Annotated in this window: 27 protein-coding genes; 12 read left to right on the top strand and 15 right to left on the bottom strand. The window is 70.2% G+C overall.

Annotated elements, in window-relative coordinates:
- On the top strand, positions 1-168 hold the full coding sequence (gene rpmF, locus ABN273_RS32100) for a 50S ribosomal protein L32 (RefSeq protein WP_349452818.1): 168 nt from the start codon (positions 1-3) through the stop codon (positions 166-168).
- Between the two features lie 420 nt (positions 169-588).
- Positions 589-1,293, top strand: a complete 705-nt coding sequence (locus ABN273_RS32095) for a GNAT family N-acetyltransferase (protein WP_349452817.1) — start codon at positions 589-591, stop codon at positions 1,291-1,293.
- Positions 1,294-1,310: 17 nt separating this feature from the next.
- Here the strand turns inward: ABN273_RS32095 and ABN273_RS32090 are convergent, their stop codons facing one another.
- The 7 genes from ABN273_RS32090 to ABN273_RS32060 form a co-directional block, all read right to left on the bottom strand.
- On the bottom strand, positions 1,311-2,459 hold the full coding sequence (locus ABN273_RS32090; protein ID WP_349452816.1) for a hypothetical protein: 1,149 nt from the start codon (positions 2,457-2,459) through the stop codon (positions 1,311-1,313).
- A gap of 167 nt (positions 2,460-2,626) precedes the next feature.
- Complete coding sequence (locus tag ABN273_RS32085) at positions 2,627-3,637, bottom strand: protein kinase family protein (RefSeq protein ID WP_349452815.1); 1,011 nt, start codon at positions 3,635-3,637, stop codon at positions 2,627-2,629.
- Positions 3,638-3,780: 143 nt separating this feature from the next.
- Positions 3,781-4,773, bottom strand: a complete 993-nt coding sequence (locus tag ABN273_RS32080) for a tetratricopeptide repeat protein (RefSeq protein ID WP_349452814.1) — start codon at positions 4,771-4,773, stop codon at positions 3,781-3,783.
- Positions 4,774-5,232: 459 nt separating this feature from the next.
- Positions 5,233-5,826, bottom strand: coding sequence for an oxidoreductase dimerization domain-containing protein (locus tag ABN273_RS32075; protein WP_349452813.1), 594 nt, complete (start codon positions 5,824-5,826; stop codon positions 5,233-5,235).
- A gap of 43 nt (positions 5,827-5,869) precedes the next feature.
- Complete coding sequence (locus tag ABN273_RS32070) at positions 5,870-6,637, bottom strand: FAD-dependent oxidoreductase (protein WP_349452812.1); 768 nt, start codon at positions 6,635-6,637, stop codon at positions 5,870-5,872.
- 11 nt (positions 6,638-6,648) lie between these two features.
- A complete protein-coding gene (locus ABN273_RS32065) occupies positions 6,649-7,755 on the bottom strand; it encodes a flavin monoamine oxidase family protein (protein WP_349452811.1) in 1,107 nt (368 codons plus the stop codon).
- Between the two features lie 149 nt (positions 7,756-7,904).
- A complete protein-coding gene (locus ABN273_RS32060) occupies positions 7,905-8,933 on the bottom strand; it encodes an alcohol dehydrogenase catalytic domain-containing protein (protein ID WP_349452810.1) in 1,029 nt (342 codons plus the stop codon).
- Between the two features lie 129 nt (positions 8,934-9,062).
- On the opposite strand from ABN273_RS32060, the gene ABN273_RS32055 reads away from it, so the two are divergent.
- Both ABN273_RS32055 and ABN273_RS32050 read left to right on the top strand, forming a co-directional pair.
- Positions 9,063-9,944, top strand: coding sequence for a LysR family transcriptional regulator (locus ABN273_RS32055; RefSeq protein WP_349452809.1), 882 nt, complete (start codon positions 9,063-9,065; stop codon positions 9,942-9,944).
- A 250-nt stretch (positions 9,945-10,194) separates the two neighbouring features.
- Positions 10,195-10,977 carry an SDR family NAD(P)-dependent oxidoreductase gene (locus ABN273_RS32050; protein ID WP_349452808.1) on the top strand — a complete coding sequence of 261 codons (783 nt, stop codon included), beginning with the start codon at positions 10,195-10,197 and terminating at the stop codon, positions 10,975-10,977.
- A 105-nt stretch (positions 10,978-11,082) separates the two neighbouring features.
- Here ABN273_RS32050 and ABN273_RS32045 read toward each other — a convergent pair whose 3' ends face one another.
- Positions 11,083-13,836 (bottom strand): helix-turn-helix transcriptional regulator, encoded by a 2,754-nt coding sequence (locus ABN273_RS32045; protein ID WP_349452807.1) that lies wholly within the window; start codon positions 13,834-13,836, stop codon positions 11,083-11,085.
- A 125-nt stretch (positions 13,837-13,961) separates the two neighbouring features.
- Between ABN273_RS32045 and ABN273_RS32040 the strand changes: the two genes are divergently transcribed.
- Both ABN273_RS32040 and ABN273_RS32035 read left to right on the top strand, forming a co-directional pair.
- Positions 13,962-14,426, top strand: a complete 465-nt coding sequence (locus tag ABN273_RS32040) for an SAM-dependent methyltransferase (protein ID WP_349452806.1) — start codon at positions 13,962-13,964, stop codon at positions 14,424-14,426.
- A gap of 12 nt (positions 14,427-14,438) precedes the next feature.
- Positions 14,439-15,866, top strand: coding sequence for an FAD-dependent monooxygenase (locus ABN273_RS32035; protein ID WP_349452805.1), 1,428 nt, complete (start codon positions 14,439-14,441; stop codon positions 15,864-15,866).
- 56 nt (positions 15,867-15,922) lie between these two features.
- On the opposite strand, the gene ABN273_RS32030 is transcribed toward ABN273_RS32035, so the two are convergent.
- Both ABN273_RS32030 and ABN273_RS32025 read right to left on the bottom strand, forming a co-directional pair.
- Entirely contained in the window at positions 15,923-16,477 is a 555-nt protein-coding gene (locus tag ABN273_RS32030; RefSeq protein ID WP_349452804.1) for a DM13 domain-containing protein, read from the bottom strand.
- Positions 16,478-16,627: 150 nt separating this feature from the next.
- Positions 16,628-17,809: a cytochrome P450 gene (locus ABN273_RS32025; protein ID WP_349452803.1), complete on the bottom strand. Its 1,182-nt coding sequence runs from the start codon at positions 17,807-17,809 to the stop codon at positions 16,628-16,630.
- 95 nt (positions 17,810-17,904) lie between these two features.
- On the opposite strand from ABN273_RS32025, the gene ABN273_RS32020 reads away from it, so the two are divergent.
- Positions 17,905-18,516: a TetR/AcrR family transcriptional regulator gene (locus ABN273_RS32020; protein ID WP_349452802.1), complete on the top strand. Its 612-nt coding sequence runs from the start codon at positions 17,905-17,907 to the stop codon at positions 18,514-18,516.
- A 352-nt stretch (positions 18,517-18,868) separates the two neighbouring features.
- Here ABN273_RS32020 and ABN273_RS32015 read toward each other — a convergent pair whose 3' ends face one another.
- From ABN273_RS32015 to ABN273_RS32000, 4 genes are all read right to left on the bottom strand, one after another.
- Positions 18,869-19,918, bottom strand: a complete 1,050-nt coding sequence (locus ABN273_RS32015) for a TerC family protein (RefSeq protein ID WP_349452801.1) — start codon at positions 19,916-19,918, stop codon at positions 18,869-18,871.
- 231 nt (positions 19,919-20,149) lie between these two features.
- The gene (locus ABN273_RS32010; protein ID WP_349452800.1) at positions 20,150-20,371 is read right to left on the bottom strand and encodes a hypothetical protein; all 222 of its coding nucleotides are present in this window, start codon (positions 20,369-20,371) and stop codon (positions 20,150-20,152) included.
- Between the two features lie 104 nt (positions 20,372-20,475).
- Positions 20,476-20,898, bottom strand: a complete 423-nt coding sequence (locus ABN273_RS32005) for a YybH family protein (RefSeq protein ID WP_349452799.1) — start codon at positions 20,896-20,898, stop codon at positions 20,476-20,478.
- A gap of 176 nt (positions 20,899-21,074) precedes the next feature.
- The gene (locus tag ABN273_RS32000; RefSeq protein ID WP_349452798.1) at positions 21,075-21,962 is read right to left on the bottom strand and encodes a LysR family transcriptional regulator; all 888 of its coding nucleotides are present in this window, start codon (positions 21,960-21,962) and stop codon (positions 21,075-21,077) included.
- A gap of 106 nt (positions 21,963-22,068) precedes the next feature.
- Here ABN273_RS32000 and ABN273_RS31995 point away from each other — a divergent pair, with 106 nt between their 5' ends.
- Together ABN273_RS31995 and ABN273_RS31990 are read left to right on the top strand one after the other, a co-directional pair.
- Positions 22,069-22,476 carry a hypothetical protein gene (locus tag ABN273_RS31995; RefSeq protein ID WP_349452797.1) on the top strand — a complete coding sequence of 136 codons (408 nt, stop codon included), beginning with the start codon at positions 22,069-22,071 and terminating at the stop codon, positions 22,474-22,476.
- On the top strand, positions 22,469-24,058 hold the full coding sequence (locus ABN273_RS31990) for a multicopper oxidase family protein (RefSeq protein WP_349452796.1): 1,590 nt from the start codon (positions 22,469-22,471) through the stop codon (positions 24,056-24,058). The genes ABN273_RS31995 and ABN273_RS31990 overlap by 8 nt, the downstream gene beginning before the upstream one ends.
- A 186-nt stretch (positions 24,059-24,244) precedes the next feature.
- On the opposite strand, the gene ABN273_RS31985 is transcribed toward ABN273_RS31990, so the two are convergent.
- Entirely contained in the window at positions 24,245-24,862 is a 618-nt protein-coding gene (locus tag ABN273_RS31985; protein ID WP_349452795.1) for a TetR/AcrR family transcriptional regulator, read from the bottom strand.
- An 83-nt stretch (positions 24,863-24,945) separates the two neighbouring features.
- Between ABN273_RS31985 and ABN273_RS31980 the strand changes: the two genes are divergently transcribed.
- The 3 genes from ABN273_RS31980 to ABN273_RS31970 are packed head-to-tail and all read left to right on the top strand — an operon-like array spanning position 24,946 to position 26,535.
- Positions 24,946-25,386 (top strand): VOC family protein, encoded by a 441-nt coding sequence (locus ABN273_RS31980; protein WP_349452794.1) that lies wholly within the window; start codon positions 24,946-24,948, stop codon positions 25,384-25,386.
- The gene (locus tag ABN273_RS31975) at positions 25,376-25,963 is read left to right on the top strand and encodes a sugar O-acetyltransferase (protein WP_349452793.1); all 588 of its coding nucleotides are present in this window, start codon (positions 25,376-25,378) and stop codon (positions 25,961-25,963) included. Before ABN273_RS31980 ends, ABN273_RS31975 begins: the two co-directional genes overlap by 11 nt.
- Complete coding sequence (locus tag ABN273_RS31970; RefSeq protein ID WP_349452792.1) at positions 25,960-26,535, top strand: TetR/AcrR family transcriptional regulator; 576 nt, start codon at positions 25,960-25,962, stop codon at positions 26,533-26,535. Before ABN273_RS31975 ends, ABN273_RS31970 begins: the two co-directional genes overlap by 4 nt.
- The last annotated feature ends 62 nt before the right edge of the window (positions 26,536-26,597 follow it).

The raw sequence follows: 26,597 nt of genomic DNA, 5'->3' as shown, positions 1-26,597 counted from the left end.
ATGGCCGTGCCGAAGCGTAAGACCTCCCGCAGCAACACCCGGCACCGCCGCAGCCAGTGGAAGGCGACCGCGCCCGACCTCGTCCCGGTCACCGTGAACGGGCGGCAGCTGCTCGTGCCCCGGCGCCTCGTCCGCGCCTACCAGCGGGGTTTGATCGCCGTCGATTGAGCTGACCCGGCCACCAGGCTCCTGCCGTGCATGGAAAGCCGGCGCGGCGGCACGGCAGAATGCCCGGTGGCCGGCACCCACCCCACCGGTGGCGCCACCGTCTCGCCGTCAGCCGTGGCGCCACCGTCTCGCCGTCGGCCGGGGCGACGGCGTTGAGGCTGTCCAGCGCCGCAGTGCCGGCCAGGCCCGGCGAGCAGCCCGGAACGGAGCGCCAGAGTGGGCGGATACACCCGATTGAGGCCCGCCACCCGTGCCCGCTCATCGCGATACGGGCAGCCGGACAAAGGCTGAGGCCCAACAGGCCCGGCTCACGAGGCTCGAGACGCGTGGCATGCTCTCGGTGCTGACCACAGGCCTGAGCGGCATAGCATCGGGCAACCGCCGACTCCCACGCGCGCACGACACGAGAGGCACAGCACAATGGCCAACCGCGACGCCGTCTCACTCGACGACCCGGTCGGTGAGTCGCTCCGCGGCCACCACGCACCTCTGGCCCGTCGGCTCGGCCAGGCGGCTGGTTACCTCCCGGAAGTCGCAACCTTCTCCGCGGTATCCACCGACCCGGACGCGGCAGAGTGGGCCGATCTCGCTCGTTTGCTCGGTCACGGCGAGCTCGCCGATCTGTTCAGCTGCCCGGCGACCCCGCCTGCGGACTGGGAGCCGGTCTTCACCCTCGACGGCCTTCAAATGATCGGTCCCGCCGGCCGCCACCTCGGTCACGTTGATGCCGAGCCAGACGCGGGGGTGGTCGAACTCGGCGTCGACGACGTGCCTGAGATGCTCGAGCTCACTGCGCGGACCCAACCAGGACCGTTCTGGTCCCGCACCCACGAACTCGGCACCTATCTCGGCGTACGCGACAACGGCACATTGGTGGCAATGGCGGGCGAACGGCTCCGGCCTCCGGGATGGACCGAGATCAGCGCTGTCTGCACCGCTCCCGAGGCACGTGGGAGAGGCCATGCCGCCCGCCTGGTCAGTGCGCTCGCCGCGCGCATCGCGGCTCGGAGCGAACGTCCGTTCCTGCACGTCGCCGAGGCGAACACCGGCGCGATCGCACTCTACGAGCGGCTCGGCTTCGAGGTCCGGAAACACGTGACCTTCCGCGGGTTCCGCACTCCGTGATGGCCTGAGCTTGTTCTTCAGGGTTCGAGATCGCGTTTGGCAGTGAGGGGCTTCCGGTCACGGTGCAGATCGGCCATGAACCGCAGCAGGTGGTCTGCAGTGAACTCCGGCGGGGCGTCGCCGAGCCCGACGCCGACGCCGCGGAAGTCGGTGAACGCGAGCGGCGGCCCGTCCGCCGTCTCCACCTCGACGCCCCACTCGTACTTGTCGCCCTGGTCACCGTGCTCGCGCACCGCCCGCATGTCCGCCCAGCGAACCTTGCCGCTCTTGACCTCCGAGAAGGCCGACTCCCGCGCCCACACCAGCTGCTCGGTCGTCAGCAGCAGCGCCACGTACCGGCCGATCTCGCCTGGGCGGGCGCAACGGCACATCGCCACCAGTTGCTCGTCGCCGCCGACCGCCCCGACCAGCGCCTCGAGCTGGCCCGGCCAGAGCGCGTTCTCAAACTCGCCGGCCCGGCTGCGCAGGGTGGCGTGGTTGCGCCGGGCCATCGCGTCCGCGACGGGCGTCCACAGCGGGTCCGCAGTCGCGCCGTCGAGAAAATCGAAGCCGCACTCAGAGCACCGCACCAGCACCGACTCATCCCGGAGAGCCCGGCATTCGGGACAGAACGTGATCGGCGTTCTGTCGAACTCGTCGCCGTCGCACCGGTCACAGGGCTCCTGCTCCTCGGCCGCGGGCTCCTCGGACCAGTCGACGTTGAGGAGGAGGTTGAGTACGGCGAGGAACGGGTGGTCGTCGTTGAACAACTCGGCGCTGTGCATCAGCGACTGGCCGGACGGTTCCGTCCGGGTGGCGTCGGCCTTCTTTGCGGTTTTCGCACGGCGCGCCGGGTCGAGGATGCGGTCGCTGCCGCACGCCGTGCAGACCTGCCGCAGCCGCAGTGGCAGCGTCTGCCGGATTGCCTCCTGGCACCGCACCAGCTCCAGCCACCGCTGTTCGCCGGCAGACAGTACGACCACAGGGGCGGACGGGCCGTTCTGGCCGAGGTTCACGGTCCGCGACAGCCGCGTGAGCGCCTCGACCTCGAGCGGCGGCCCCGCGACGGCCGGCCGGGCCTGCAGCTTGTCGAGCGTCTCGCCCAGGACGGCGAGCTCACCACCGGTCATGAACACCGCGCGATCTTGGGCGGCAGTCAGGTACACGGCACCGACGGACTCCGTCATGGCACTACCCCCACTGGGCGAGCGGGCGATCGAGCGGGTGACGGACTGATCGTATCGGCGCCGGCACCGTCGTGTCGGTCGCCGAACGGACTGCAGTATGTTCCGGTTTCCGTCGGCGGCGATGGTGGACGACGCGGTCGCGACGACTGCGCCGAGCAGGACCTCCATCAGGAGCGCATCCCGCCAAGCTGGTGAATCTCCTCAAGCGGGTAGGGGGCCCGCCTGCTCCGGCGTTGGAACGTGCGGTAGAAGTCGGACATCACGGCAGCGATCGGCGCGTGCCGGGCGATGATCGCTGCGGCCTCCTCCGGGATTCCTGTGGGGCGCTCGCCCTCCGCGTAGGCACGCACCCGCTTGTAGCGGCCCTCCCCGTCCCCTCTCCGCAGTCCGTACAGAGCGGTGACCAGCCAGTCCACCCGATACGTGGCGGAATAGCAGCGGTCGTAGGTCTGGTGCCGGCCGAAGAAGTCGGCCTCGTCCTGCGATAGTTCGAACCCGGAGGAAATCGCGAGGCCGTAGTCCGCGAAGTAGAGGCGCCGGCCGTCGGTCAGGATGTTCTCGAAGTGCGCGTCGAAGTGCAGGAGCCCGCGGCTGTTCATGAACGAGATGCCGGCTGCAAGTTCCCTCTCCACCATGGCGCAGGCTCGGTTGGCGGCCTGGTCGCCTGCTTCGACCTGGGCACCCAGCCACTGGTGCAGGTTCTGCGGAATGTACTCCAGGAACAGCGCGACGCTCGCCGAGGACTGCTGGAGAGCCTGGATCCGGCGGCGTACCTGCGATCCGCCGCCCCAGTAGGCGACCGCCCTGTCGATGTCGGCCAGTTCTTCGGGCAGGGACGTCGAGTCCGGCAGCACTCGCCAGTGGTACATCAAGGGGAAGCCCTCGTATTGCGCTGCGAGCACCCAGTTCGTCGTCATGGTGTGTACGGCGAGTTCCCTCCAGACCCCGAAGCCCGGCACGCCGATGGCGCCGACGCCGTAGTGGCAGAAAACGGGCAAGTCAAACAGATTCGCCGTGGACCGGACATGCTCGGGTTGCCTCTCCAGATCGGTGAGGGGCACCCGCTTCACGAAGACCGGGGCTCCGGCGACCTGGAGCAGGGCCGACTTCCCGCCGATGCCGGATCCGAGCGGCACGGCCGTGTCCACGAGTTCGCTCAGGGCGCGGTCACTGCACAAGGCCAGGGATGTGGAGACGGCACTATGGGCGGTAAGACGCGCAGCGCGCGACATGTCAGGGCACTTCACTGTGGCTTCCAACTGGGTGCCGACCTCGATTCTGCAATGGCCGCGCAGTCATGCAGTGGGGCAACGGGGCGACTTCACCGTAGCTCGATGTACGTCAGCGCGTTGCGATAGGGCGTCACGAACTTGCGGTCCACATATCGCGGCCCGGCCACGAGCCGGTGCGCCTCCTCGAAGCACGGGGCGGCCTCCCCCGCGCGCCCCAGCTTCCACAACGCCGACCCCAGCTCGTACGTGGTGCGGTGCCGCAGCCGGTGGAAGAACCTCTTGCGCATGCTGTCGTCGTGCCGGCGCAGCCGGCGCATCGCTTCGCGCAGGACGGCCTCGGCCTCGCGGGGCTGCTTCAAGGCCAGGTGGCACAGCGCCAGCGACAGGTCCACGTTGGTGTCGTCGATGGTGTCGTCGAGAGAGGCGTCGGGCCGCCGGCGCCGGTCGTTCCTGGCTGTGACGGCGGCCAGCAGCGGAGCCGCCCGGGCCGCCTCCCCTTGCTGGAAGAGGGTGTCGCCGACGAACCTCTCCACGAAGGCCAGCTGCTCCTCTTCGAGGCCCAGCCGGGTGCGCTCACCCATCAGCCGGTCGTAGGTGTCGATCATCTCGTCGTATCGCCCCGCGTCGAGGTAGAGCTGGGCGAGCTTGTCCATGGCGACCACCCACAGGCGGGTGGAGCCGGGGTCCTCGCGCAACCTCGCCATGTCCTCTTGGGCCCGGGCCAGCTTCCGCTCGTTCGGCTTGCCGGCCCTCGCCCCGGCCTGGGACCGGACCGTCCGCAGCCGGGTCATGAGGGGGTCGTCGGGGCCGTGCGTCTCGCCGGCCTGGTTGATCGCGGTCACGACGAGCCTGCGCAACCGCCCCGACTTCGGCCGAGCAGCGAGCAGGACGTCGGCGAAGCGCGCCCACACCTCGGAGAACAGGGGGTCGAGCCGCGAGATGCCCGCCTCGGTCAGGTTGACCGCGCGGTTGAGCATGACCACGCGGCGGCGGCCCGGGACCGTCGGCCCGATGATCCGGTCTTCCTCCAGGAAGTCGCGTAACCGCCTCGAGAGCTTGATGTAGTCATCCCGCTCGTTCATGCAGCCCCTCCGCAGCCGTGTCGTTGATCGTCACGATACGAGCAGCACGCGGGGAGGGCTCCCAGCGTGGCACTGATGGCCGAGCTGCGATGATTGCGCTTCACCCCGCCCGCCCACCGTTTCACCCCCTTTCCCCCTGACGAAGACTGCAGGAGGAGACGAAACGGCCGGGCTCGGGATCGGGCAGGAACGAGGCAGGGACGCCCGCGTTCCCGGTCGTACGCCTCGCGACTGCGGCAGTGGCAGGCGCAGCGCGAGGCTGAGGTCCGGGCCCGTCCAGCCGGTCATCGTTGCACGTGCCGAGGCGAAGCGGGCTGCAGCGCCGGGCCGAGCGTGCCGCAGGGAATGATCCTCCCGTCCGTGGACAGCTGTGGCCCCTGGCCGGCCGTACCTGGTCAGGAGCGCGGTGGCCCCGAGCACGGCCGGCCGGCACTGACTCGCACCGCCTCGAGGCGCCGATCAGTCGAGCGGGAGATCGAGCAGGGCGTTCTCGATCACCTCGGGCATGGCCGGGTGGATCCAGTACTGGCCCTTGGCCATGGAGCGGGCGTCCAGGCCGAAGGACATGGCCTGGATCAGCGGTTGGATCAGCGCCGGTGCCTCAGGGCCGATGATGTGCGCGCCGAGCAGTTCACCGGTGGTGGGGTCGGCCAGCACTTTGGCGAAGCTGGTGGTGTCCTCCATGGCCCAGCCGTACGCGATTCCGCTGTACTCCCGTGTCGCGGTCACGTACGCGCGCCCGGTGGCTCGGGCCTCCTGTTCGGTCATGCCCACTGAAGCGATCCTCGGGGAGGAGAACACCGCGTGAGGGACGTACCGGTGGTCGGAGGCACGGCGATCGCCTGGGTGCAGCAGGTTGTGCTGGACGGTGCGTGCCTCATGGTTCGCGACATGCTTGAGCCGCCAGGGGGAGGAGACATCACCGAGGGCCCACACTCCGGGCACCGAGGTAGCCTGCTGCCCGTCTACGACGATACGGCCGTCCGGGTGCAGTGCGAGCCCTCCTGCGGCGGCGTCCACGAGATCGGAGTTGGGCCGGCGGCCGGTGGCCACCAGCAGCTCGTCGGTCTCCAGCAGCTCCGCACCCTCGGGGCCCTCAAGGTCGAGGAGCAGCTTGTCTCCTTCTCTGCCGGCGCCCAGCAGTTTTGCGGTTCAGGCGCACGTCCCACCGGTTCTGCGCCAGTTCGGTGAAGCGTCGGGCCACGTCCGTGTCCTCGTGTCGCAGCAGTACGTCGCTGCGGGCGATCAGGGTGATCTCGACGCCCAGGGAGGAGAACACGTGGGCCATCTCGGTGGCGACGAAGCCTGAGCCCAGGATGGTCATGCGGCGCGGGAGCCGGTCCATGCGCATGACGGTGTCACTGGTGTGGTAGCCGAGCGTATGGTCCAGGCCGGGTACGTCGGGGATGTCCGGGCGGCTGCCGACTGCCACCACGACCTGGTCGGCGGTGATCGTGATGGGCCCCTCCGCCGTATCCACGGCCAGCCGGCGCTCGCCGGTGAAGCGGGCCGTGCCGCGGTAGAGGGCGACGTTGCCGTGCCCCGTCGCGCGGTAGCGCTCGCCGTCGGCCGCGAGGGGGTCGATGCGGCCGAAGACCCGGTCGCGTACGGCGGGCCAGTCGATGCCGCGCAGGGCCAGGTCGATGCCCAGCTCGGCGCCGTGCTCCGGCGCGCGGGCGGTGTCAGCGGTGTGCACGAACATCTTGGTCGGAATGCAGCCGACGTTGAGGCATGTGCCGCCGAAGCTGTCGAGCGGGCCGAGGCCCTTCTCGATGATGGCGACCTTCCAGTCGGCGAACCGCTTGTCGACGATCGAGTTTCCGGAGCCGGAGCCGATGACGACGAGATCGAAATGGTGGTCCATGGACGGGATCCCTATCGGCTGGTGGTGGTGACGGTGATGCTGCGGCTGTTCGGGACGGGGGGCGCCGCCAGTACGGCCAGTGCTGCGCGCTCTCCGGCAGCGATGGCGCCTTCGATGTGTCCGGCGTGGTCGGTCGCCGTCTCGGTCGACGCCCAGTGCAGCCGGCCGTCGAGCGTCGGCTGCTGATAGAGGGGGTGGCCGAAGAGCGAGTAGTCAGCAAGGTGCGGCACGGTGGACGGGGCGGTCCACTGCTCGGTGCTCCAGTTCTGCACGTGCAGGACGTCGGGGGTGGCCGCGGCCGGGCCGAATAGCGCCACGAGCTGGGCGGTGACGGCCTTGTCGAATCCCGGGCGGACGGTGCGCGCGTGTGCGAATCCGAAGAGCGCGGCGGGCCGGCCGTCGGGTCCTGACATGTCGTGTATCTCCTGGAGGGGGCCGGTTCTGCTGAACGCCGCACCGGCCAGCCCCTCCTCCCGCCAGAAGGCGGCGGGGTACTGGGCGACAACCTTCGCGACGGCGCCCATCCAGACGGGGGTGGATCGGGCGAGGCGCACGAGGTCGGCGGGGAGCGCGTCGCCGAAGTCGATGCGCTCCAGCGCCAGGGCCGGGGGGACGGCCAGGACGACATGCCCGGCGTGCCGGGTTCCGGCCGGGGTGCGCAGGTCAAGTCCGCCCTGGCCGTCCGGGTGGATGGCGGTGACGGGCGTGTTCAGCCGCAGGATGTCGGCGGGCAGGGCGGCCGCGAGGGCGTAGGCGAGGCTCTGGGATCCGTTGGCGAAACGGCGGGAGGGGGCATCGATCAGGTTGCCGGTAAGGCGGTGTGTGCCGGTGGTCTCCTGGAGGAGGGTGTCCCCCGCGAGATGCTGGTCGAAGGTCTCGATGCCGCTGCGTGCGGCCAGGGCCCGCACGCGCTCCTCTCCGTCCCAGAACCAGGTGGCTCCCAGGTCGAGGGCCCGGTCCGGATCCGATGTGGGGGCCGAGAGCAGGCGCCCGCCGATGCGGTCGCGGGCCTCCAGGCAGACCGTGTCGCGGCCGGCGGCGTGCAGAGCGGTGGCCGCGGCCAGTCCGGAGGCGCCGGCGCCGACCACGATCACGTCGTGGCTGTCCCGGTGGGACATGTGTGGCTTCCCTTTCTGATCAGGCCGAACCCCGGTGTCTTCGGGCAGTGTTTCGGCATCCGGCTTCCGGGTGTCCAGCCGGTGGTTCAAGGCAAGTCGGGATCGCCCCGCGGCCGAGGCGACGCGACGGACGGCCCGAGGGGGCCTGGTCACTCGCCGCCGGCGGTGTCCAGCACGATGCGGAAACGGGGAGCACCGGAGCGCAGCCGGGTCACGGCTTCGCCGGCCTGCTCCAGCGGCATGCGCTCGATCATGGGGCGTACGCCGTTGGTGACGGCGAACTCCATCGCCTCCTCCGTCTCGCGCGCACTGCCGGTCAGGTGTCCGGTGACGGTGTGGCCGTTCATGACGAGCTGGGCCGCCGGAACAGTCACAGATCCCGCGTCGACACCGACGAGGGTGAGCTGTCCGTGCACGTTCAGCCCGGTGAGCAGCTCGTCCACGGGGACGGTGGAGGAGGCGGTGTGGACGATGAGGTCGGCGCCGCCGAGTTCTTCCAGTGCGGCTCCGGGCGCCTGAGCATTGCTGTCGATGTAATGATGCGCGCCGAGGCCGCGGGCGAGTTTCTCCCGGTCGCCGCCCCGGGCGATCGCGATGGTCTCGTAGCCGAGCTTCGCCGCGAACTGGATGGCGAAGTGCCCCAGTCCGCCGATCCCGAACACGGCGACCCGTCCGCCCGCACGCGTGCCGGCCTTGCGTACGGCGTTGAAGGTCGTCACGCCCGCGCAGCCGAACGGGGCCGCGTCGAAGAGGTCGAGCTCGTCGGGGATGCGCGCGAGCGCATCGGCGGGCACGGTGATGCTCTGTGCCCAGCCACCCGGATAGGACAGGCCGGGCACCTTGCGTTCGGGGCAGTGGACGACGTCGCCCGTCCGGCAGAACGCGCAGTGCCCGCAGCTGCCACCGAACCAGCCGACGGCCACACGGTCCCCGACCGACCAGCTCTCGACCTGGTCGCCGAGTTCGGCGATGACACCTGCGACCTCGTGCCCCGGGGTGACCGGAAAGGAGGTGCCCGGACCGGCGGCAGCCGCCGTGCCGATGTCGGCGTTGCACACGCCGCTCGCCGTGACCGACACACGGACCCACTTACCCGTCGGCGACGTCGTCTCGGCCGCGGAGGGACGCAGAGGGCCTCGGGGCTCGGTCACGACCATGGTCACGGCAGAGTCTGACATGGTGCCTTCCATTCCGAACATGACGCTACCTATAGCTGCTGGTTATGCTCATCAGCAGGAGTCCCACCATAGGCGCAGGAGAACGAGCCGGGTAGGGGACATCAGTGAATGCAGCGATAAGGCATGGCTATGATGGATCGCCTGAATCTCGAAGGTCTCCGGTACGCTCAGGCAGTCGCCGAGACCAAGTCGTTCAGCGCCGCCGCGCGCGCTTACGGCGTCACGCAGCCCGCGCTGTCCAACGGGATCGCCAAGCTGGAGGAGCGCCTCGGCGACAAGCTGTTCGACCGGTCGCCGCGCGGGGTGACCCAGACCGCCTTCGGCGCCCGGATCCTGCCCCTGATCGAGCGGGCCGTGGTCGCGCTCGACGCCGTCGCGGCGGAGGCCAGGCGGCTGACCGAGCCTGGCGAGCAGAAGATCCGCATGGGCCTCTCGCCCCTGATCGGCTCACACCTGGTCGCCCGGGCGTTCAGCATGGTCCGCGACCTGCCAGTGCCCCGCGACCTTGTGCTGCGCGAGGCGAACATGCAGGACCTGCGCGAATGTCTGCTGGCCGGCCAGCTCGACATCATCCTGATCCCTGCTGTGGCCGCGATGCCGCGCTTCGAGCACCGGGTCATCGACGTCGAGCCGATCGTCGTCGTCAGCCCCGATTCCGGACAGGACGCTCCGGTCGAACTCGAAGAGGCCGGCAAGGAGCAGTTCATCCTCGTTCCGGACACCTGCGGCCTGACCACGTTCACCACGCAGCTCTTCCAGGCGTACGAGCTGCCCCTGCGGACGTATCCGGGGGAAGCCGCCAGCTACCAGGTCCTGGAGGACTGGACGAAGCTGGGCCTGGGCTCGGCGATGGTCCCCCGCTCCAAGCTCACCTCGCCCGACGTGCCCCATCGGCCCCTGATGAACCAGGGCCGCGAGGTGCAGATCTCCTTCGAAGCGGTGTGGAGCGCCGACTCCCCGCTCGGTGCGGACCTTCGCCACCTTGCCGACAACCTCGCAGCCGCCCGCTAGCTATACATACCGCTTATGGCTTGATTCAACGGCATCGTCTACCGAACCTCGTATGGAATGCCTATCTTGGCAGGCAGATCGCGGTATCTACCGCTCGACTCATTTCCTGCCGATCGAGTGAGGCATAACCATGGCGTATTTTGAGATCACCCTGCTCCATGGCTTCCAGACCGTGGCCGTCTGAACCCGCTCCGAACCCTCAGCCCCGGCAGCGCCCCCGCCCGGGCACTCACCGAAACAGGAGCACCACATGTCCAGCACCACCCTCGACTTCACCGGGCAGAAGGTCGTCGTCATCGGCGGCACCAGCGGCATGGGATACGCCGTCGCCCGCCACGTCCTCGACGCCGGCGGCAGCGCCGTCGTCACCGGCCGCACGCAGTCCAGCGCCGACGAAGCAGCAGCCGCCCTCTCCACCCGCGGCAAGGCCGTCGGCCTGGCGGCCGACCTGGGCGACCCCGCGGCCGTCGACCGTCTGCGCGCCATCCTCACCGACCAGCACGCCGACGCCACCCTCCTCGTCAACGCCGCCGGTGTCTTCGCCCCGAAGTCCTTCCTGGCGCACACACCCGAGGACTACGACCGCTACCAGGCCATCAACCGGGCCTTCTTCTTCCTCACCCAGACCGTCGCCGGCAACATGGTCGCCCGCGGCACGAAGGGAGCCGTCGTCAACATCGGCTCCATGTGGGCGCACCAGGCCGTCGCCGCGACGCCCTCGTCGGCGTACTCGATGGCCAAGGCCGGGCTGCACTCGCTCACCCAGCACCTCGCGATGGAACTCGCCCCGCACGGCATCCGCGTCAACGCGGTCGCCCCCGCCGTCGTGCGCACCCCGATCTACGAGGAGTTCATCCCCAAGGCGGACGTCGACTCCGCACTCGACGGCTTCAACACCTTCCACCCCCTCGGCCGTACCGGCACCCCCGACGACGTGGCCGCCACCGTCGCCTTCCTCCTGTCCGACCAGACCGACTGGGTCACCGGCGCCGTCTGGGACGTCGACGGCGGTGTCATGGCCGGACGCAACTGACCGGCCTCAGCCAGTCTCGGACACCGCGCGACCCAGCAGGAACTGGCCGAGACCACCATGATCGCGGCCGCGCTGCGAGCCGGCGGCAGCTACGCGCGCGGTGGTTCACCCCGGCGGGCCCAGGTCGATGCCCGCCAGCTCGGCTCGCGAGGAGACACCCAGCTTGGGATACGCCTTGTACAGGTGGAATCCCACGGTCCGCGGGCTGAGGAAGAGCTGGGCGCCGATCTGCCGGTTCGTGGCCCCGGTGGCGGCCAGCCGCACCACCTGGAGTTCCTGGGAGGTCAGCGTGCCGAGCGCCGTGCTCGCAGCGGGCGGCCTGAGCTCGGCGGCGTGAACACCGGCCGCGGCCAGTTCGGCACGGGCCCGTTCCGCCCAGGGCTCGGCTCCCAGCTCGGCGAAGCCCTCCAACGCGGCGCGCAGCTGTGCGCCGGCGTCGGCACGGCGCCGGGCCCGACGCAGCCACTCGCCGTACAGGAGGCGGGTCCTCGCCTGCTCGAAGGGGCGCCCGCCGTGTGGAGCCAGCGCGAGAGCCGCCTCGTAGTGCGCCTCGGCCCCCTCGCGTGGCGCGAGCAGCGCCCGGCAGCGGTGGGCGACCGCCGCCGCCCAGGACCGGCCGCTGGCCTCGGCCCACGCGTCGAACCGGGCGAACGCAGCGGCGGCCCGGGCAGGCTGGTCGAGGCGGGCGCAGGCCTCGACATAGTCGGCGACGGCGAAGGTGACGATCACCGTATGGCCGAGGGGGCCGTCGAGGATCCCCGCCATCCGCTCCGCCGCGGCGTCGTAGCGGGCCCGTACGAGATCGAGCAGGGTCAGCGCGCACCCGCCCCAGCCGGATCCGTTGCGTTCCCTGGCGGAGCCCTCTGCCTCGTGGGCGAGGCGTCGGCATTCGTCGTCCTCGCCCCGGATGGCGGCCAGGCGGGCGAGGACGCCGTGCAGGTGGCGCAGCCGTCCCTCCTGCCCCGTGTCCCGTGCGATCTGCCAGGCCTCCGCCCCCGACGCGGCCGCCTCGGCGTGCCGGCCGCGCAGGATCTGCGCCTGGGTGAGCAGTTGCAGGGCGTGCGGTAGCGCTCCGACGAGCCCGTGGCCGCGGCAGGCGGCCACCCGGGCGGCGGCCAGCTCGCAAGCGGCGTCGTCGTCGCCGGTCATGAGAGCGCCGAACACGGCGTAGGTGCCGGCGACCCGATCGCCCGCGCCGCCGCCCACCGCCTCTTCCCCGGGAAGGGCCGCGCGCAGGAGGGGCAGCCCGGTGGCCGGGTCGCCGGAGGCCACGCGCTCCATGCCGCGCACGGCCGCGGCCACGCCGGCCAGGCGTGCCTCCACGACGGGAGCGAGCGACTCCAGAAGGTCCGCGGCCCGCTCGAGCGCGCCACGGTCGCCGGCGAACCAGGCCTCACCCGCGGCCGTGGCGAGCAGGGACGCCGCGTCCGCGGGCGCGGTCCGCAGGATGCCCTCGGCGGCGGCGATCAGCGTGTACGCGGCCGGCGCCGGATCACCCTGCTCCGCCTCGACCGTGGCGCGCACGCTGGCCAGCCGGGCCAGCAGCAGCGGGTCCGCGGCCAGGCGGCGGCCCCGGTCGGCGGCGGCCCCGGCACGGGAAAGCTGCCCGGCGCCGAGTGCCGACTCCGCGGCGGCGGCCAGCCACTGGGCGCGTCGCTCCCGGTCGACGGTGAGCTGCGCCGCCCGCTCGTACGCGGTGGCGGCCGAGGCGTTGCTGCCCCGTTCTCCCGCGCGCTCGCCGGCCGCCGCGAGGATCGCCGAGGTCTCCTCGTCGGGTTCGAGCGCGGCCGCCGACAGCTGCCAGGCCCGGCGGTCGGCATGCTCCTCGCCGCCGAGGACCCCGGCCAGTGCCAGGTGGGCGGCCGTACGCCGGGCGAGCGGCGCCTCGTGGTAGGCCGCGGCCTTGACGAGCGGGTGACGGAAGCGCAGCCGGTCGCCGGAGACGTCGATCAGAGCGGCGTGCTCGGCCGGCTCCAGGTCCGCCGGCCCCGCGCCGAAGGCCTGCGCCGCCCGCAGGACGAGCCGCAGGCTGCCCGAGCCGTCGGCGGCGGCGACCAGGAGCAGCAGTCGGGTGCGCTCAGGCAGCCGCCGGATGGTGGCGCGCAGCGACAGCTCCAGCCGCCCGGCCACGGAGGCTCCCGGCGGTTGCAAGGGAAGCGGCGCCAGGTGCCCCGCCCGCTGCTCGGGTGTCAGGATCTCGGCGAAGTGCAGCAGCGCCAGGGGATTGCCCTCGGCCTCCTCGATCACCCGGTCGCGGGCCTCGGGGGTGAGCCCGGCCGCGTGCCCGGCGAGCAGTTGCTCGCAGTCGGCCCTGGTCAGGCCGGATATACGCATCTCGGGAATGCCGTTGACAGCCGGCTCGACGCCGTCACGGCCGGCGAAGATCATGGTGATCCGTTCGGCCGCCAGGCGGCGGGCGGCGAACGTCAGCGCGTCCAGGGACGCGCGGTCAAGCCAGTGCGCGTCGTCGATCAGGCACAGCAGCGGACGCTCTTCGGCGAGGTCGGAGAGCAGGGTCAGCACCGCGAGCCCGACGAGGAAACGATCGGGAGCACCTGCGTGCCCTTCGCCGAACGCGCCGCGCAAGGCCGCCCCCTGCCCGGGAGGCAGCCGGTCGATCAGGTGGCGAGCCGGGCGCAGCAGCAGGTGCAGAGCGGCGAAGGGCAGTTCGGACTCGGCCTCGACGCCGGTGGCACGCAGGACGAGCGAGTGTTCGCCGGCCCGGTACGCGGCCTCCGCCAGCAGCGCCGACTTGCCGATCCCGGCTTCACCGTACATCGCGACGGCGTTGCCCCGCCCGGCCCGTGACTCGGCGATCATCCGGCTGAGCTCGGCAATCTCCGCGTTTCGCCCGATCATGATGCGCCGACCCTACCTAATCCGCGCGCCGGGGCTCCACGAGGCTCAGGTCGCCGTGACTGATCCGGCCGGGACCGCCGCGCCGTACTGTCGGGAACCGCAGCCCAGAACATTGGAGGAGCACGATGGAGGAGATCATCGTCGAGGCCGTGGGGACGGTCATCGGCGGGCGGACGGAAGCGTTCGACGACGACTGGAACACCGAGCAGGCGCTGATCCGCCTCGACGCCACCCGCTACGGGCCGGGCAGCGTCGCCGGGCTGGACGCGTTCTCGCATCTGGAGGTGGTGTTCCAGTTCCACCGCGTGGATCCGGCTTCGGTGCACACCTCCGCCCGCCGCCCCAGGGGGAACCCGGACTGGCCGGAGGTCGGCATCTTCGCTCAACGCGGCAAGAACCGCCCGAACCGGCTGGGCGTCTCCCGGTGCCGGCTGCTCGCCGTGGACGGGCTGGACCTGCACGTACGCGGGCTGGACGCCATCGACGGCAGCCCCGTCCTGGACGTCAAGCCCTACATGGCCGAATTCGGCCCGCAGGGTGAGACGGTTCAGCCGGCCTGGGCGACCGAGCTCATGCGCGCCTACTACTAAGGAGCACAGGACATGTCCGAAGTGATCGTCGTAGGTGCGGGGCCGACCGGGTTGCTGCTCGCGGGTGATCTGGCCGAGGCCGGGATCGCGGTCACCGTGCTGGAGCGCCGTGACGACAGGATCTCCAACCTCTCCCGCGCGTTCGGCGTGCACGCCCGCACCCTGGAACAACTGGACGCTCGCGGCCTGGCCGACCAGCTCGTGCCCATGGGCGCCGCGCTGCGCCGCGTGCGGCTGTTCGAGCGGGTGGAGGTCGATCTGGGCGCGCTGCCCAGCCGTTACCCGTACCTGCTGATCATCCCGCAGTACAACGTGGAGCATCTGCTCCTGGAGCGGGCGCTGAAGGCGGGCGTCGAGATCGTCTACGACGCCGAGGTGCTGGAGGTGGGCCAGGACGCCATCGGGGTCACGGTCACGACCGCGCACGGCGCCCACCGCGCCGCCTACGCCGTGGGCGCCGACGGCTTCCACAGCGCGGTACGGCGCGCCCTCGGCCAGCCCTTCCCCGGCAAGTCGGTGCTGAAGTCCATCATGCTCGCCGACGTGCGGGTCGCCGAGCAGCCCGCCGAGCTGCTGACCGTCAACGGGGTGGGCGACGCGTTCGCGTTCATCGCGCCCTTCGGCGACGGCTACCACCGGGTCTTCGCCTGGGACCGCCTCCATTCCGTCCCCGACGACGCGCCCCTAACCCTGGACGAGGTCCGCGACGTCGCCAGGCGCGCCCTGGGCACCGACTTCGGCATGCACGACGCCCGCTGGCTGTCGCGCTTCCACAGCGACGAGCGGCAGGTGCCCCACTACCGGGTCGGCCGGGTCTTCCTGGCCGGGGACGCCGCCCACGTCCACTCTCCCGCGGGCGGCCAGGGCATGAACACCGGGATCCAGGACGCTGCCAACCTGGCCTGGAAGCTCGCCGCCGTGCTGCGCGGCGCGCCCGACGCCCTGCTCGACACCTACCACACCGAGCGTCATCCGGTCGGCCGCTCGGTGCTGCGCAGCAGCGGCGCCATCATCCGGGCGGCCATGATCGAGTCGGCCGCCGGGCGGGCCGTCCGCGGCTTCGCCGCCCGCCGGGCGCTGTCCGTCCCCAAGGTGCGCGAGAAGGTGACGGGGCAGCTCAGCGGCATCGGCTACCACTACCCGGCGCCGCACGGCGCGCACGAACTGACCGGCGCCCGCGCCTCCGACGTCCCTCTCGCCGGCGGCGGCCGCCTGTACGAGGCGCTCCGCGACCGGCGCTTCGTCCTCATCGGCGACGCCGACGTCACCGGCCGGCAGGACCGGGTCAACGTGGTGGCCCCCGCCGTCCCCGGCGGTCCGCTGGTGCTCGTCCGCCCCGACGGGTACGTGGGCTGGGCGGGCACCGACACCACCGGGTTGCGTCAGGCCCTCGACACGTTGCTGGGCCCCGTCGGCTCGCATCAGACGGGCCGGCCCTGAGATTGAAAGCCGGCTCGGGCGGCGCCTGCACCGCTGCCTGGGGCTGCGGATGTGAGTCAGCTCAGCGCCGCGGCACCGAATGAGACGCTGAACCGCTTGCACCAGATGGTCACGCTCTTCAGCGTGCTCAGGTCGGCTTCGGCTGGGATGGAGTAGTTGGCGTTGCCCTGGTTGCCTTTGAGATGGCCCAGCTCAAGGTGACGTCCGTCGTCGAAGGCGAACCAGTCCTGGGTGACCGGCTGGTCGCTCAGCCAGACCCGCAGGTCAGGGCCGTCCGAGGTGTTCAGGTCCGCCAAACGCAGTACCCGCGATCCGTCCGGCAGCCTCAGCACTTCCGCCATGCCCGTGGTTTTGTGCTCGTGGGAGACGAACGTGCCCCGGGCGAGCTGCTCGGTCTGCTTGGCAAGTGCACTCGTCGGCTGTACGGGTGGGGTGGCAGAGAGGGAGGCACCTGCCTGATCGTGCGGAGCTGACGAAAGCATGGGCGGGGGCTCGTTCACCACGACGGTCGTGAACAGTCGCCACGGCTGGAACAGGTACATCGCGATGGCGAACAGCACGGCGCCCAAGCCGACCACAGCCAACGTGACCGGACGTCTGAACAGCTTCATGCTTCAAGGGCACCATGTCAGCGGCCGGTCAGCTCTTACGTAGCGATTACGGTGCGCCCCATCGCCGGTCCTGCCGGCTTCACCGTCCGCCTGCGCCTGCTCGCGCAGCCGCGGTTTCCGGCTCCACCGCCACCACCCGTGCCGCCTCGGTCACCAGGTGACGGGCAGCGAGGTCAGGCCGCCGGTCAGGACGTTGGGGTTGAAGGTCAGTTCCGCCACCGCGCAGCCCAGCTTCAGGGTGGGAAAGCGGGCGGCGAGCTGGGAGAAGACCGTCTGCAGCTCGATGCGGGCCAGCGGCGCGCCGATGCAGTACCGCGCGCCGTGGCCGAAGGTCAGATGCGGCATGGCCGGCCGATTGAGATCGAAGCGGTCAGGCTCGGTATACACGGCCGGATCATGGTTGGCCGCGCCGGTGTCCAGCAGCACCAGGTCCCCGGCCCGTACGTGAACGCCGGCTATCTCCAGATCGGTGCGGGCATAGCGGGGGATGCCGCCCCCGCCCAGGCCGGGCGCGCGCAGAATCTCCTCCACCGCAGCGTCGATCCGGGACGGGTCGTCCACGAGGGCCTGCCACTGGCCGGGCGTGGCCAGCATCCACAGCGCGCCCATGCCGATCGCCATGACCGTGGTCTCGTGCCCGGCGAAAAGCAGCGTCATGCCCATCGCGGCGGCCTCGTCGTCGCTGACCCCCTCTGTGGCGGCCAGGCGGGAGATCACGTCGGCGTCAGCTTCGCCGTCGGCGCGTTTGCCGGCCACGAGCCTCTGGCCGTAGGCGAACAGCTCGGCCAGGCCCTGCTCGGAGCGGGCGCGGTCGGTGATGTCGGCGGCGGCCTGGGTCCAGGCGCGGAACTGCGTGCGGTCTTCGTACGGCACGCCGAGCAGCTCGCAGATGACCGCGATCGGCAGCGGCAGCGCCAGCGCGGCGTGCAGGTCGGCGGGCGGTCCGGCGCTGGCCAGCTCATCGAGCAGGTTCGTGGTGAGGGTTTCGATGCGGCCGCGTAGCGCACGCATCCGCTTGGGCGAGAAGTGCGGCTGCAGCAGCGAGCGCATCCGCCGGTGGTCGGCCTGTTCGGTGTCGAAGTCGCCGAGCGGGCCGCCGAACAGCGCCGACTCGCCGGTACGGGAGGCACGCTCCGGCTCGCGGTGGGCGCGGCCGAGCCGGTCGTCATCCAGCAGGCGGCGCACCTCCTCGTATCCGGTCACCAGCCAGGCCGGATCTCCGACCGCGGTGCGGATGGCGTGGACGGGTCCTCGGGCCTGCAGCGTGCGCAGCAGCGGTGCGGGACGCATCGGGCTGGCCTGCTCGAACGGCAGCCGAATGGGATCGGACACAGCTCCTCCACCAGTAGGAGTAGACGAAGGTTTGTACACTCGAACGTAAATAAAGCTACTTGTATACTTCGAGTTCTACAAGTGGAGGAGTGCGGATGAGCAACCCCGACCCGGACAGCGCCCCGCCGGAGACCGCTGCGGCTCAGCAGGCGCCGGTGCGGCGGCTACGCCGCGCCGAGCGCCGCGAGCAGATCCTCGACGCGGCCACCCGCGCCTTCGCCCGCGCCGGCTATGCCGCCACCGGCCTGGACGACGTCGCCGCGGAAGCAAGCCTGACCCGGGCCATGCTGTACCGGCACTTCGAGTCCAAAGCCGACCTCTACCGGGCGGTGCTCGACCGGGCGTGCGTGCGGCTGGCCGAGGCCACTGGCACCGACGACTTCGACGAGAACACCATCCCGGCGCTGCTACGCGCCGCGACGGCCGACCCGGACGGCTTTCGCCTGCTGTTTCGCTACGCGGCCCGCGAGCCTGACTTCCACGAGCTGATCGACTCCATCACCGCTGCGTCCCGCGAGGTCGCTCGCCTCAACCTGGCCAGGAGGATTCCCGCGGGTCCGTGGCTGGACTGGGCCGCGAACCTGATTCCCACCTTCACCATTGAGGCCGTCATCGCTTGGCTGGACGCCGGCCGGCCCGATCCCGGCCAGGCCGCCGACCGCATCACCCAAGCCGTGCACGGCGTCATGGCTGCCGCCCAACCCTGAGCTCAGCACTAATACGCTCCATGGCCCCACGCTGCTCGGCCGCCTATGAGAGCACCTGACCACGGGCAGACTTCCGCACACTCGCGCCTGAAGCCCTCGAACAAGGCCGGCGTCGCCATCGCCTCCAACGAAAGTTTCGGCAAAGCGCACATGTTCGCGCGTGCTCGCGTCGAGCAGCGCCAAGTCCTCAGGATGCGTCAGCCCATGCGCCGCGGAACGGGCCTCTTGGCGGTGCTTGTTGTCCGGCCAACTGTCGACCAGCGGCAACACCGCGCCCCCCGCTCGACTAAGGGAAGGCGCACAAGCCGTATTCGAGGCAGGCTCGCCGCCGGTCGGCGAGCCTGCCTGCTGATCAGTGGCGCGCCTGGTCGGCGGGCTCGGACACGGACGGTTCGGACATGGACTGCTCGGCGGCCTGGCGTGTGTCGCGCCTGGACTTGATCACGCTGGCCACCGTCGTGACGGTGAGTACGGTGACGATGACGGCCAGCGAGATCCAGTTGTTGATCTCTGGGGCCCAGGTGACGTGCTCGCCGCCGTTGATGAACGGCAGTTCGTTCTCGTGCAGGGCGTGCAGGACGAGTTTCACGCCGATGAAGCCCAGGATGACCGCCAGGCCGTAGGTGAGGTAGACGAGTTTCTCCACCAGTCCGCCGAGCAGGAAGTACAGCTGTCTCAGCCCCATCAGCGCGAACGCGTTGGCCGCGAAGACCAGGTAGGCGTCCTGGGTGATGCCGAAGACGGCGGGGATCGAGTCGACCGCGAAGACCAGATCCGCGCCGCCGATGGCGACGATGACGATGGACATCGGGGTCAGCAGGCGGCGGCCGTCCTGTTTGATGGTCAGCTGTGCGCCGTGGTAGGTGTCGGTGACGGGGAACAGCCTGCGGACCAGCCGTACGACGCCGCCGTTGGGGTCGTACTCCTCGTCGTCGTTGTTGTTGAAGGCGAATTTCCACGCGGTGTAGATGAGGATGCCGCCGAAGAGCCAGAACACCCAGCTGAAGCGCTGTACGGCCTGCGCGCCCACGCCGATGAAGATCCCGCGCATGACCAGCGCCATCATGATCCCGATGAGCAGCACGCGGTGCTGGTGGATCGCGGGCACGGCGAAGTTCGCCATGATGAGCATGAAGATGAACAGGTTGTCGACGCTCAGCGTGTACTCGGTGATGTAGCCGGTGATGTAGGAGGCCGCGTGGTCATCGCCGCCGAAGATCCACACGCCTGCGCCGAAGACGACGGCACAGCCGATGTAGAAGGCGATCCACCGGGCCGACTCGGCAATCGTAACCTTGTGGGGTCTCCTGTTGACGATGATCAGGTCGAGGAGAATGAGCCCGAGCAGGGCGGCGATGGTGGCCGCCCACAGCCAGGCGGGCACGGACATAGGTGGGGGCATGAGCGCTCCTCCGACTTGGCGTTGACACGTCCGTCGGAGGTCTTCTCCGCCCGCGGCGTCGCGGACCGACCGCACCGGGCCCCGAGGCGGGTCCGTGATGACGACGCGGCCGCGAAGGAGTACTCCCCTCCACTTCGCCTGCGATCATACATACCGAATGCAGACGAGGGCCGGGCCTCCTCCGGGCTGGCGTCCGTGGTGAAGATGCCTGCACGGCCGGTCCGGAGGCGTTCAGCCGACAGGGGTGCGCAGGTCGTGGAAGGGACGCAGCCCGGAGCCGACGTTGGTGCGGGTGAAGGCGCAGCGGGCCGACGTCGGCGCCGAACGGGCTGTTCGCGGTGGAATATCAGGCCATCTTGTTCCCGACCCGCCGCTCTCCCGGACACGGAGTGCTTCGAGCTGACGCTGCCAGGTGCCGGCGTCCACGACGGGCGGTAGTGCGTTTGTGCTCATGGTCCCTCACTGATCATGTGCGCAGTGTGTAGGGGTAGACCCGGCCCGGTCGTCGAATTCATCCGTGGCCGCCGCCACATGGTCAGGGACCACGCGACAGCTCGTCAGGGCTCGAGGTCGGTCACTCCTTTGCCGCTCGGCATGTCGAGCGGCACGGAAACCTGGTCGTGCGCGATCAACCAATTGCCGTCGATCTTCCGGAAGCAGAAAGTGGCCCGGACCCACATACCGCTCGTCGCCGTGCCGTTCTTCAGCGTGCCGCTGAGCCGACCGAAGCAGTGCCCGAATGCCACATCATCGCCCACGGTGAGCGTCAGGTCGCGAACCTCATAAGCCAAATCCTCGAAGAACGCGAACGCGTTCGCCCAGTTCTTCAATTTCGCCTCTACCCCCACATGCTGCAGCGGCGGCTCGATGTCGAAGGAGACGACGTCCGTTGCGTAAAGCTGCTTCAGGCCCTCGAGATCCTTGGCCCGGAGTCCTTCGACAATCTTGTCGACGTGCTGCCGAATCTCGGCTTCGTCCACCTCGCGTTGCGTAGCCATCGCTACCCATCCCTTCCATTCCAAGTGGAATCTCGGCTTCTCGCTAGTACGACGACACAACCCGCCGGAATGTCAGGGGGACGGCAGCCTGGGTGCGATATCTCGTCGGACTGGCGCACTGCTCGCCCGCGATGGCCAACGCCCGCCCCATGAGCTCATCATGGTTCGGGGGTGATCCAGTTCCAACTGGTGATCGTGGTGCGCATCAGCCGGGCGGCGGTTGACAGGTGGCTGTCGGCCCCCCAATAGAGGGTGACCGCGCGACGGCAGTCGGGGCTGTCGACGGCGATCCAGGCGGCGGCGGTGCGCATGGAGCTACGCCGGGCGAAGGCGGGGACGAGGCCGATGCCCAGCCCCGCGCTGATCAGGTCGGCGATGGCGCTGGACTCGTCGACCTCGCAGACGATCTTCGGGGTGAGGCCTCGTGCGGCGAAGAGCCGATCGAGCAGCCTGCGTTGCCAGTGCCCCTTGCGGGCGCTCACGAAGGGCTGGCCGGCGAGTTCGTCGATGCTCACAGAGGTACGGCTCGCCAGCGGATGGCCGAGCGGCGTGGCCACCCCTACCGCGTCATCGAGCAGCTGAACCGCCGTCAAGCCCTCCGCGGAAATGGGCTGGGAGGCGACACACAGGTCGACCTCCTGGGCCCGCAGGTGGCGGGCCATGTCCTCGGCCGCCATCCAGCGGAGTTCGACCTCGATGTCGGGATGAGCGCGCTTGTAGGCCGCCAGTGGCCCGGTGAGGGTGAGGAAGGTTTCCGATGCCAGCCGTACGGTGCCCACACCTTCGCTGATGGCCTCGGCGACGGCCCGGCATCCCGCGTCGAGCTCCCCCAAGGAGCGTTCGACGTAACCGAGGAAGAGCTTGCCCGCGTCGTTCAGCCGGAGCCGGCCGCTCCGATCGAACAGCGGCGTGCCCAACTCGCTCTCCAACCGGGCGATGGTACGGCTCAGCGACGGCTGGGCGACGCGAAGCTCCTCAGCTGCGCGGCTGAGGTGCTCCAGCCGCGCCACGACCACGAACTGCCGGAGCGTGTTCAGATCCATCATGCCTCCCGTTACATGACAGTATAGCAATATTGATCTTCGACAAGATAACTGCTGAGTCATAGTGTCGGGCGTTGGTGAATCGAGAAATACGACAGGAGGCTCCTTCATGGTCACCAATGCCGCACATCTGACGACACCCGTGGGGTGGACCCTGCGGACCGTCGTCAGCGCGCACGTGGTGGCGATCGTCGGTCAGCCGGTGTTCGCCGGGGTGTATCTGACCGGTGATTACGACAGTCTGCGCTGGCACGCGGTCGGCGCCGACGTGGTCACCTCCATCGGTTACCTGCAGGTGATCGTGGCGATCATCGTCTGGGTTCGACTGCGTCAGGCCTGGCCGTTCCTGGCCACGACGGCGGTGGTGGCGGCCGAGACGGTGCAGTACTTCGCCGGTTTGGACGGCGCGTTGTGGCTGCACATCCCGCTGGGCGTGATGACGGTCGCCGCGCTCGTCGTGCAGTTCGTCGCGGTCTGGCGCCAGCCCCTCCTGCGAAGGGAGGCCCGCAATGCGTGAGCGTGGCATGACCAGGCGGCGGGTGCTGGGCATCGGCGGGGCGCTCGGGCTGATGGCGGCCACCGGGCTGTCGACCGCGGCCGCGCTGGCCCGCCGGCCGTCGATCACCGGTGCCGAGCTGCGCAGCGCCGTACCGCTACCGCCGCCGTTCCAGGTGCCGCTGCCGATTCCCTCCGTGCTGAAGCCGGTCAGCACAACAGGGGGCGCCGACCGTTACGAGATCACCCAGCGCGAAGCGAGTGCGGAGATCCTGCCCGGCGTCAAGACGCCGCTGTGGACGTATGAGGGCGCCTTCCCCGGGCCGACGATCGAGTCGCGCCGCGGCCGGCCGGTCACCGTGACGCACCGCAATGAGCTGCCCGTGCCGACTGTCGTGCACCTGCACGGCGGACGGACGCCGGCGGCCTCCGACGGGTACCCGACCGACCTCGTCCTGCCCGAAGGCCGGCACGACGCCACCACGCACACGGCGCACGGGATGCACGGCATGCACGATCCGCGCGCGGTGGTCACCAAGCTGACGCGGGACTACTCCTTCCCGCTGGACCAGCGGCCGACGCTGCTGTGGTACCACGACCACCGGATGGACTTCACCGCCCCCGCGATCTGGCGGGGCCTGGCCGGGATGCACATCGTGCGCGACGACGCCGAGGACGCGCTCGGCCTGCCCGCGGGCCCGCGCGAACTGCCCCTCATGATCGCTGACCGGGCATTCGCCGCCGACGGCGCCCTCGTCTACCCCGCACTCGACCCCACGCTGCGCGTACGGCCTGGTGTGCGGGAGCCGTACCTCGCCGGAGTCCTCGGCGACGTGATCCTGGTCAACGGCGCCCCGTGGCCCGTGCACGAGGTCGACGCGGCCCGCTACCGGCTGCGCATCCTGAACGCCTCCAACGCCCGGCACTACGAGCTCGAAGCGATCACCGACGACGGACGCCGGCTCGACCTCGTCCAGATCGGCGCCGACCAGGGACTCCTGGCGACCCCGGTCACCCGCCGGTCGCTGCCGATCGCGCCGGCCGAACGCTACGACGTGGTCGTCGACTTCTCCGGCGTCCCGGTCGGCAGCCTGGTCAGGCTGGTCAACCAGCTCGGCTCGGGCCGTGCCCGCGACGTGATGGCCTTCCGCGTCGCCCGCAAAGCCACCGACGACAGCCGTGTTCCGAGTACGCTCTCCACCGATCTGCCGGCCTGGCGACGGTCGGACGCCGTCAGGGTGCGCGACTTCGCCTTCCGCGCCGGACAGATGCACGGCGGGCACGGATGGCTGATCGGCGGGCTACCGTTCGACCCCGCCCGCTCCGACGTCACCGCCCGTCTCGATGACGTCGAAGTGTGGCGAGTGGTCGCCGACGTCCACCATCCCGTCCATCTGCATCTGGTCGGCTTCCGGGTGCTCTCGCGCGGCGGCAGGCCGCCGCTGCCGCACGACGCGGGACTCAAGGACACCGTCTCCCTGCGGCCGGGCGAATCGGTGGAGATCATCACCCGCTTCGACGGCTACCGCGGCCGTTACCTCTTCCACTGCCACAACGCCGAGCACGAGGACATGGGGATGATGGCCAACCTCGAGATCATCTAGGAGAACCTAGTGCCCAGGCGGCCAGTGACCCCCAGCAGGCCCACTCGTATTCGTCCAGTTCCTGGCGGGTGCTGATGTGCCCGTGGACGGGGCTGGCACAAGGCGCACTGCTTCCCGGCGGGTGGCAAGGCGACCATCGCCGCAGCAGGCTGTTCCGGCCGGTGCGTGGAGTGCGGTGTGCGGCGATCAATCCGTTGCCGCGGCCGGGTGGGTTGGCTTGAGGCGTAGTGCCTGGAGCAGCTGTGAGAGCGCAACCCAGGTGTCGGCCAGGTCGCTGGGGTTGGCTGACCTGGCCAGCCACAGTGCCGCCTCGTTCATGGCGCCGGACAGCAGGTGGGTGAGCGGTTCGACCGGCTGCGGCGTGATGACTCCTTCCTCGATGAGGGTGGTGAGTGCTTCGGCCAGGTGGCGGGCCGAGGCGGCCTCGTCCAGCGCGCGCCAGTCGCTCCACCCCAGCACGGCGGGGCCGTCGATGAGCATGATCTGTTGGACGTCCGGGTCGGTGCTCGCAGCGAGAAAGGCCCGGCATCCCGCCTTCAGCTGCTCCCAGGGGTCGTCCTCGGCGTCGGCGGTCGTGGCCACCTTCTGGGCGACCTCCTGCTGTACCTGTTCGAGGACCGCGCGGAACAGCTCGGCCTTGCCGGCGAAGTGGTGGTACAGGGCGCCCTTGGTGACCCCGGCGGTGTGCACGATCTCCGCCAGGCCGACCGCGGCGTAGCCATGGGTGGCGAACAGCCGCCGGCCCGCGCGCAGCAGAGTGCGCTTGGTCTGCTCGCGCTGGCGGGTCCTGACCCCTTCGGCCATGGCGGTTCCCTCTCCCGTTGACATACCGATGGTACGTCAATACTGTACCTTCGCATACCGCCGGTATGCGAAAGGGAGTTTCCATGACACTGACCAGCTTCTATCCGGTCATCGCCACTTCGCGGTTGACCGAGTCCCACGACTTCTACACCCGGCTGTTCGGCTTCCAGACGACCTTCGAGGCGGCCTGGTACGTCAGCCTGCGGCGGCCGGGGCCGCCGGCGTACGAGCTCGCACTGCTCGACTACACCCACCCGACCCTGCCCGAGGGATATCGCGCGCCGGTGCAGGGGTTGCTGCTCAACTTCGAGGTGGAGGACGTCGATGCCGAGTGGGAACGGCTCGTCGCCGGTGAAGGGCTGCGACCTGAGCTCGAACTGCGCAGCGAGGACTTCGGGCAGCGGCACTTCATCGTGGCCGATCCCAATGGCGTCCTGATCGATGTCATCACGCCCATCGCACCCACTGGGACTTACGCCGACCAGTACGTCAGTGATGTGTACCCTCGTACATATGGCGCCTGACCTCGATGGTCGCTCGATGCGTGAGCGGATGCTCGCCGGCGGCCTGTACATCGCTGATGACCCGGAGCTGGCCGAGCTCAACCTGCGGGCCATGGACCTGATGGACGCGTACAACGCGACATCGGCCCGTGATCCGCAGGAGCGGCGCCGGCTGCTCACCCAGTTGCTCGGTGCGATCGGTGAGGGCACGGAGATCCGGCCTCCGCTGCGGGTCGACTACGGCAGCCACATCCGCATCGGCGCCCGGTCGTTCGCCAACTTCGGTCTCGTCGCTTTGGATGTCGCGCCGATCACCATCGGCGACGACGTGCAGATCGGGTCGTACGTGCAGCTCATGACGCCGACGCACCCGGTCGATCCGGAGCTCCGCCGGGCGAAGTGGGAGGCCGCGAAACCGATCACCATCGGCGACAACGTGTGGCTGGGCAGCGGGGCGATCGTCCTGGCCGGGGTCACGATCGGGGACAACACCGTCGTCGGCGCCGGCGCGGTGGTCACGCGCGATCTCCCGGCGAACGTGGTAGCGGTGGGCAATCCCGCCCGCGTGATCCGTACGATCGAGCCGGGTACGGCATGAGCAGCCCCACCACCCCGCGGTCACCCGCTCCACGGCGGCCTCGCCGGCACGACCCCGGGCGGCGGGACCGGCTGATCGACGCCGCGCTGACCGTCATCGCCGAGCGTGGCGTCGCCGGGACGACGCACCGGGAGATCGCCCGCGCCGCGGACGTGCCGCTGGGCTCGATGACCTACCACTTCACGTCCCTGGACGAGGTGCTCACCGAGGCGTTCACCCGGCACGCCGACTCGGTGGCGCGCGTCTTCGACGAGCGGCTGAGCGCCGCCCAGGACCGCGACGCGGCGGTCGAGGCCGTCATCACGCTGGTGTCGGACGACGTGCTCGGCTCACAGCGCGACCTCGTCCTCACTGTGGAGCTGTACGTGGCCGCGGCGCGTAACCCGGCCCTGAGAGCCGTCACACAGGCATGGATGGCGCGCAGCCGCCAGGCGCTGGAACGCCACTTCGACGCCACCACCGCCCGGGAGCTGGACGCGCTCATCGAAGGCCTCACGCTGCACAGCGCCCTGTCGGCCGACCCGATGACGCCCGAGCAGATCCGCCACGCGATCCACCGGCACCTGCGCTGATCCCGCCAATTACGCGATCGGAAAGCCGATGCCCGCAGATCAAGGCCGACCCCGCCGGCACC

Origin of the sequence: Nonomuraea sp. B19D2 (genome assembly GCF_040137845.1) — a bacterium.
Taxonomy (GTDB): domain Bacteria; phylum Actinomycetota; class Actinomycetes; order Streptosporangiales; family Streptosporangiaceae; genus Nonomuraea.
Note: the sequence above shows the minus strand (reverse complement) of the source record. Positions and strands in the feature narration are given on the sequence as shown.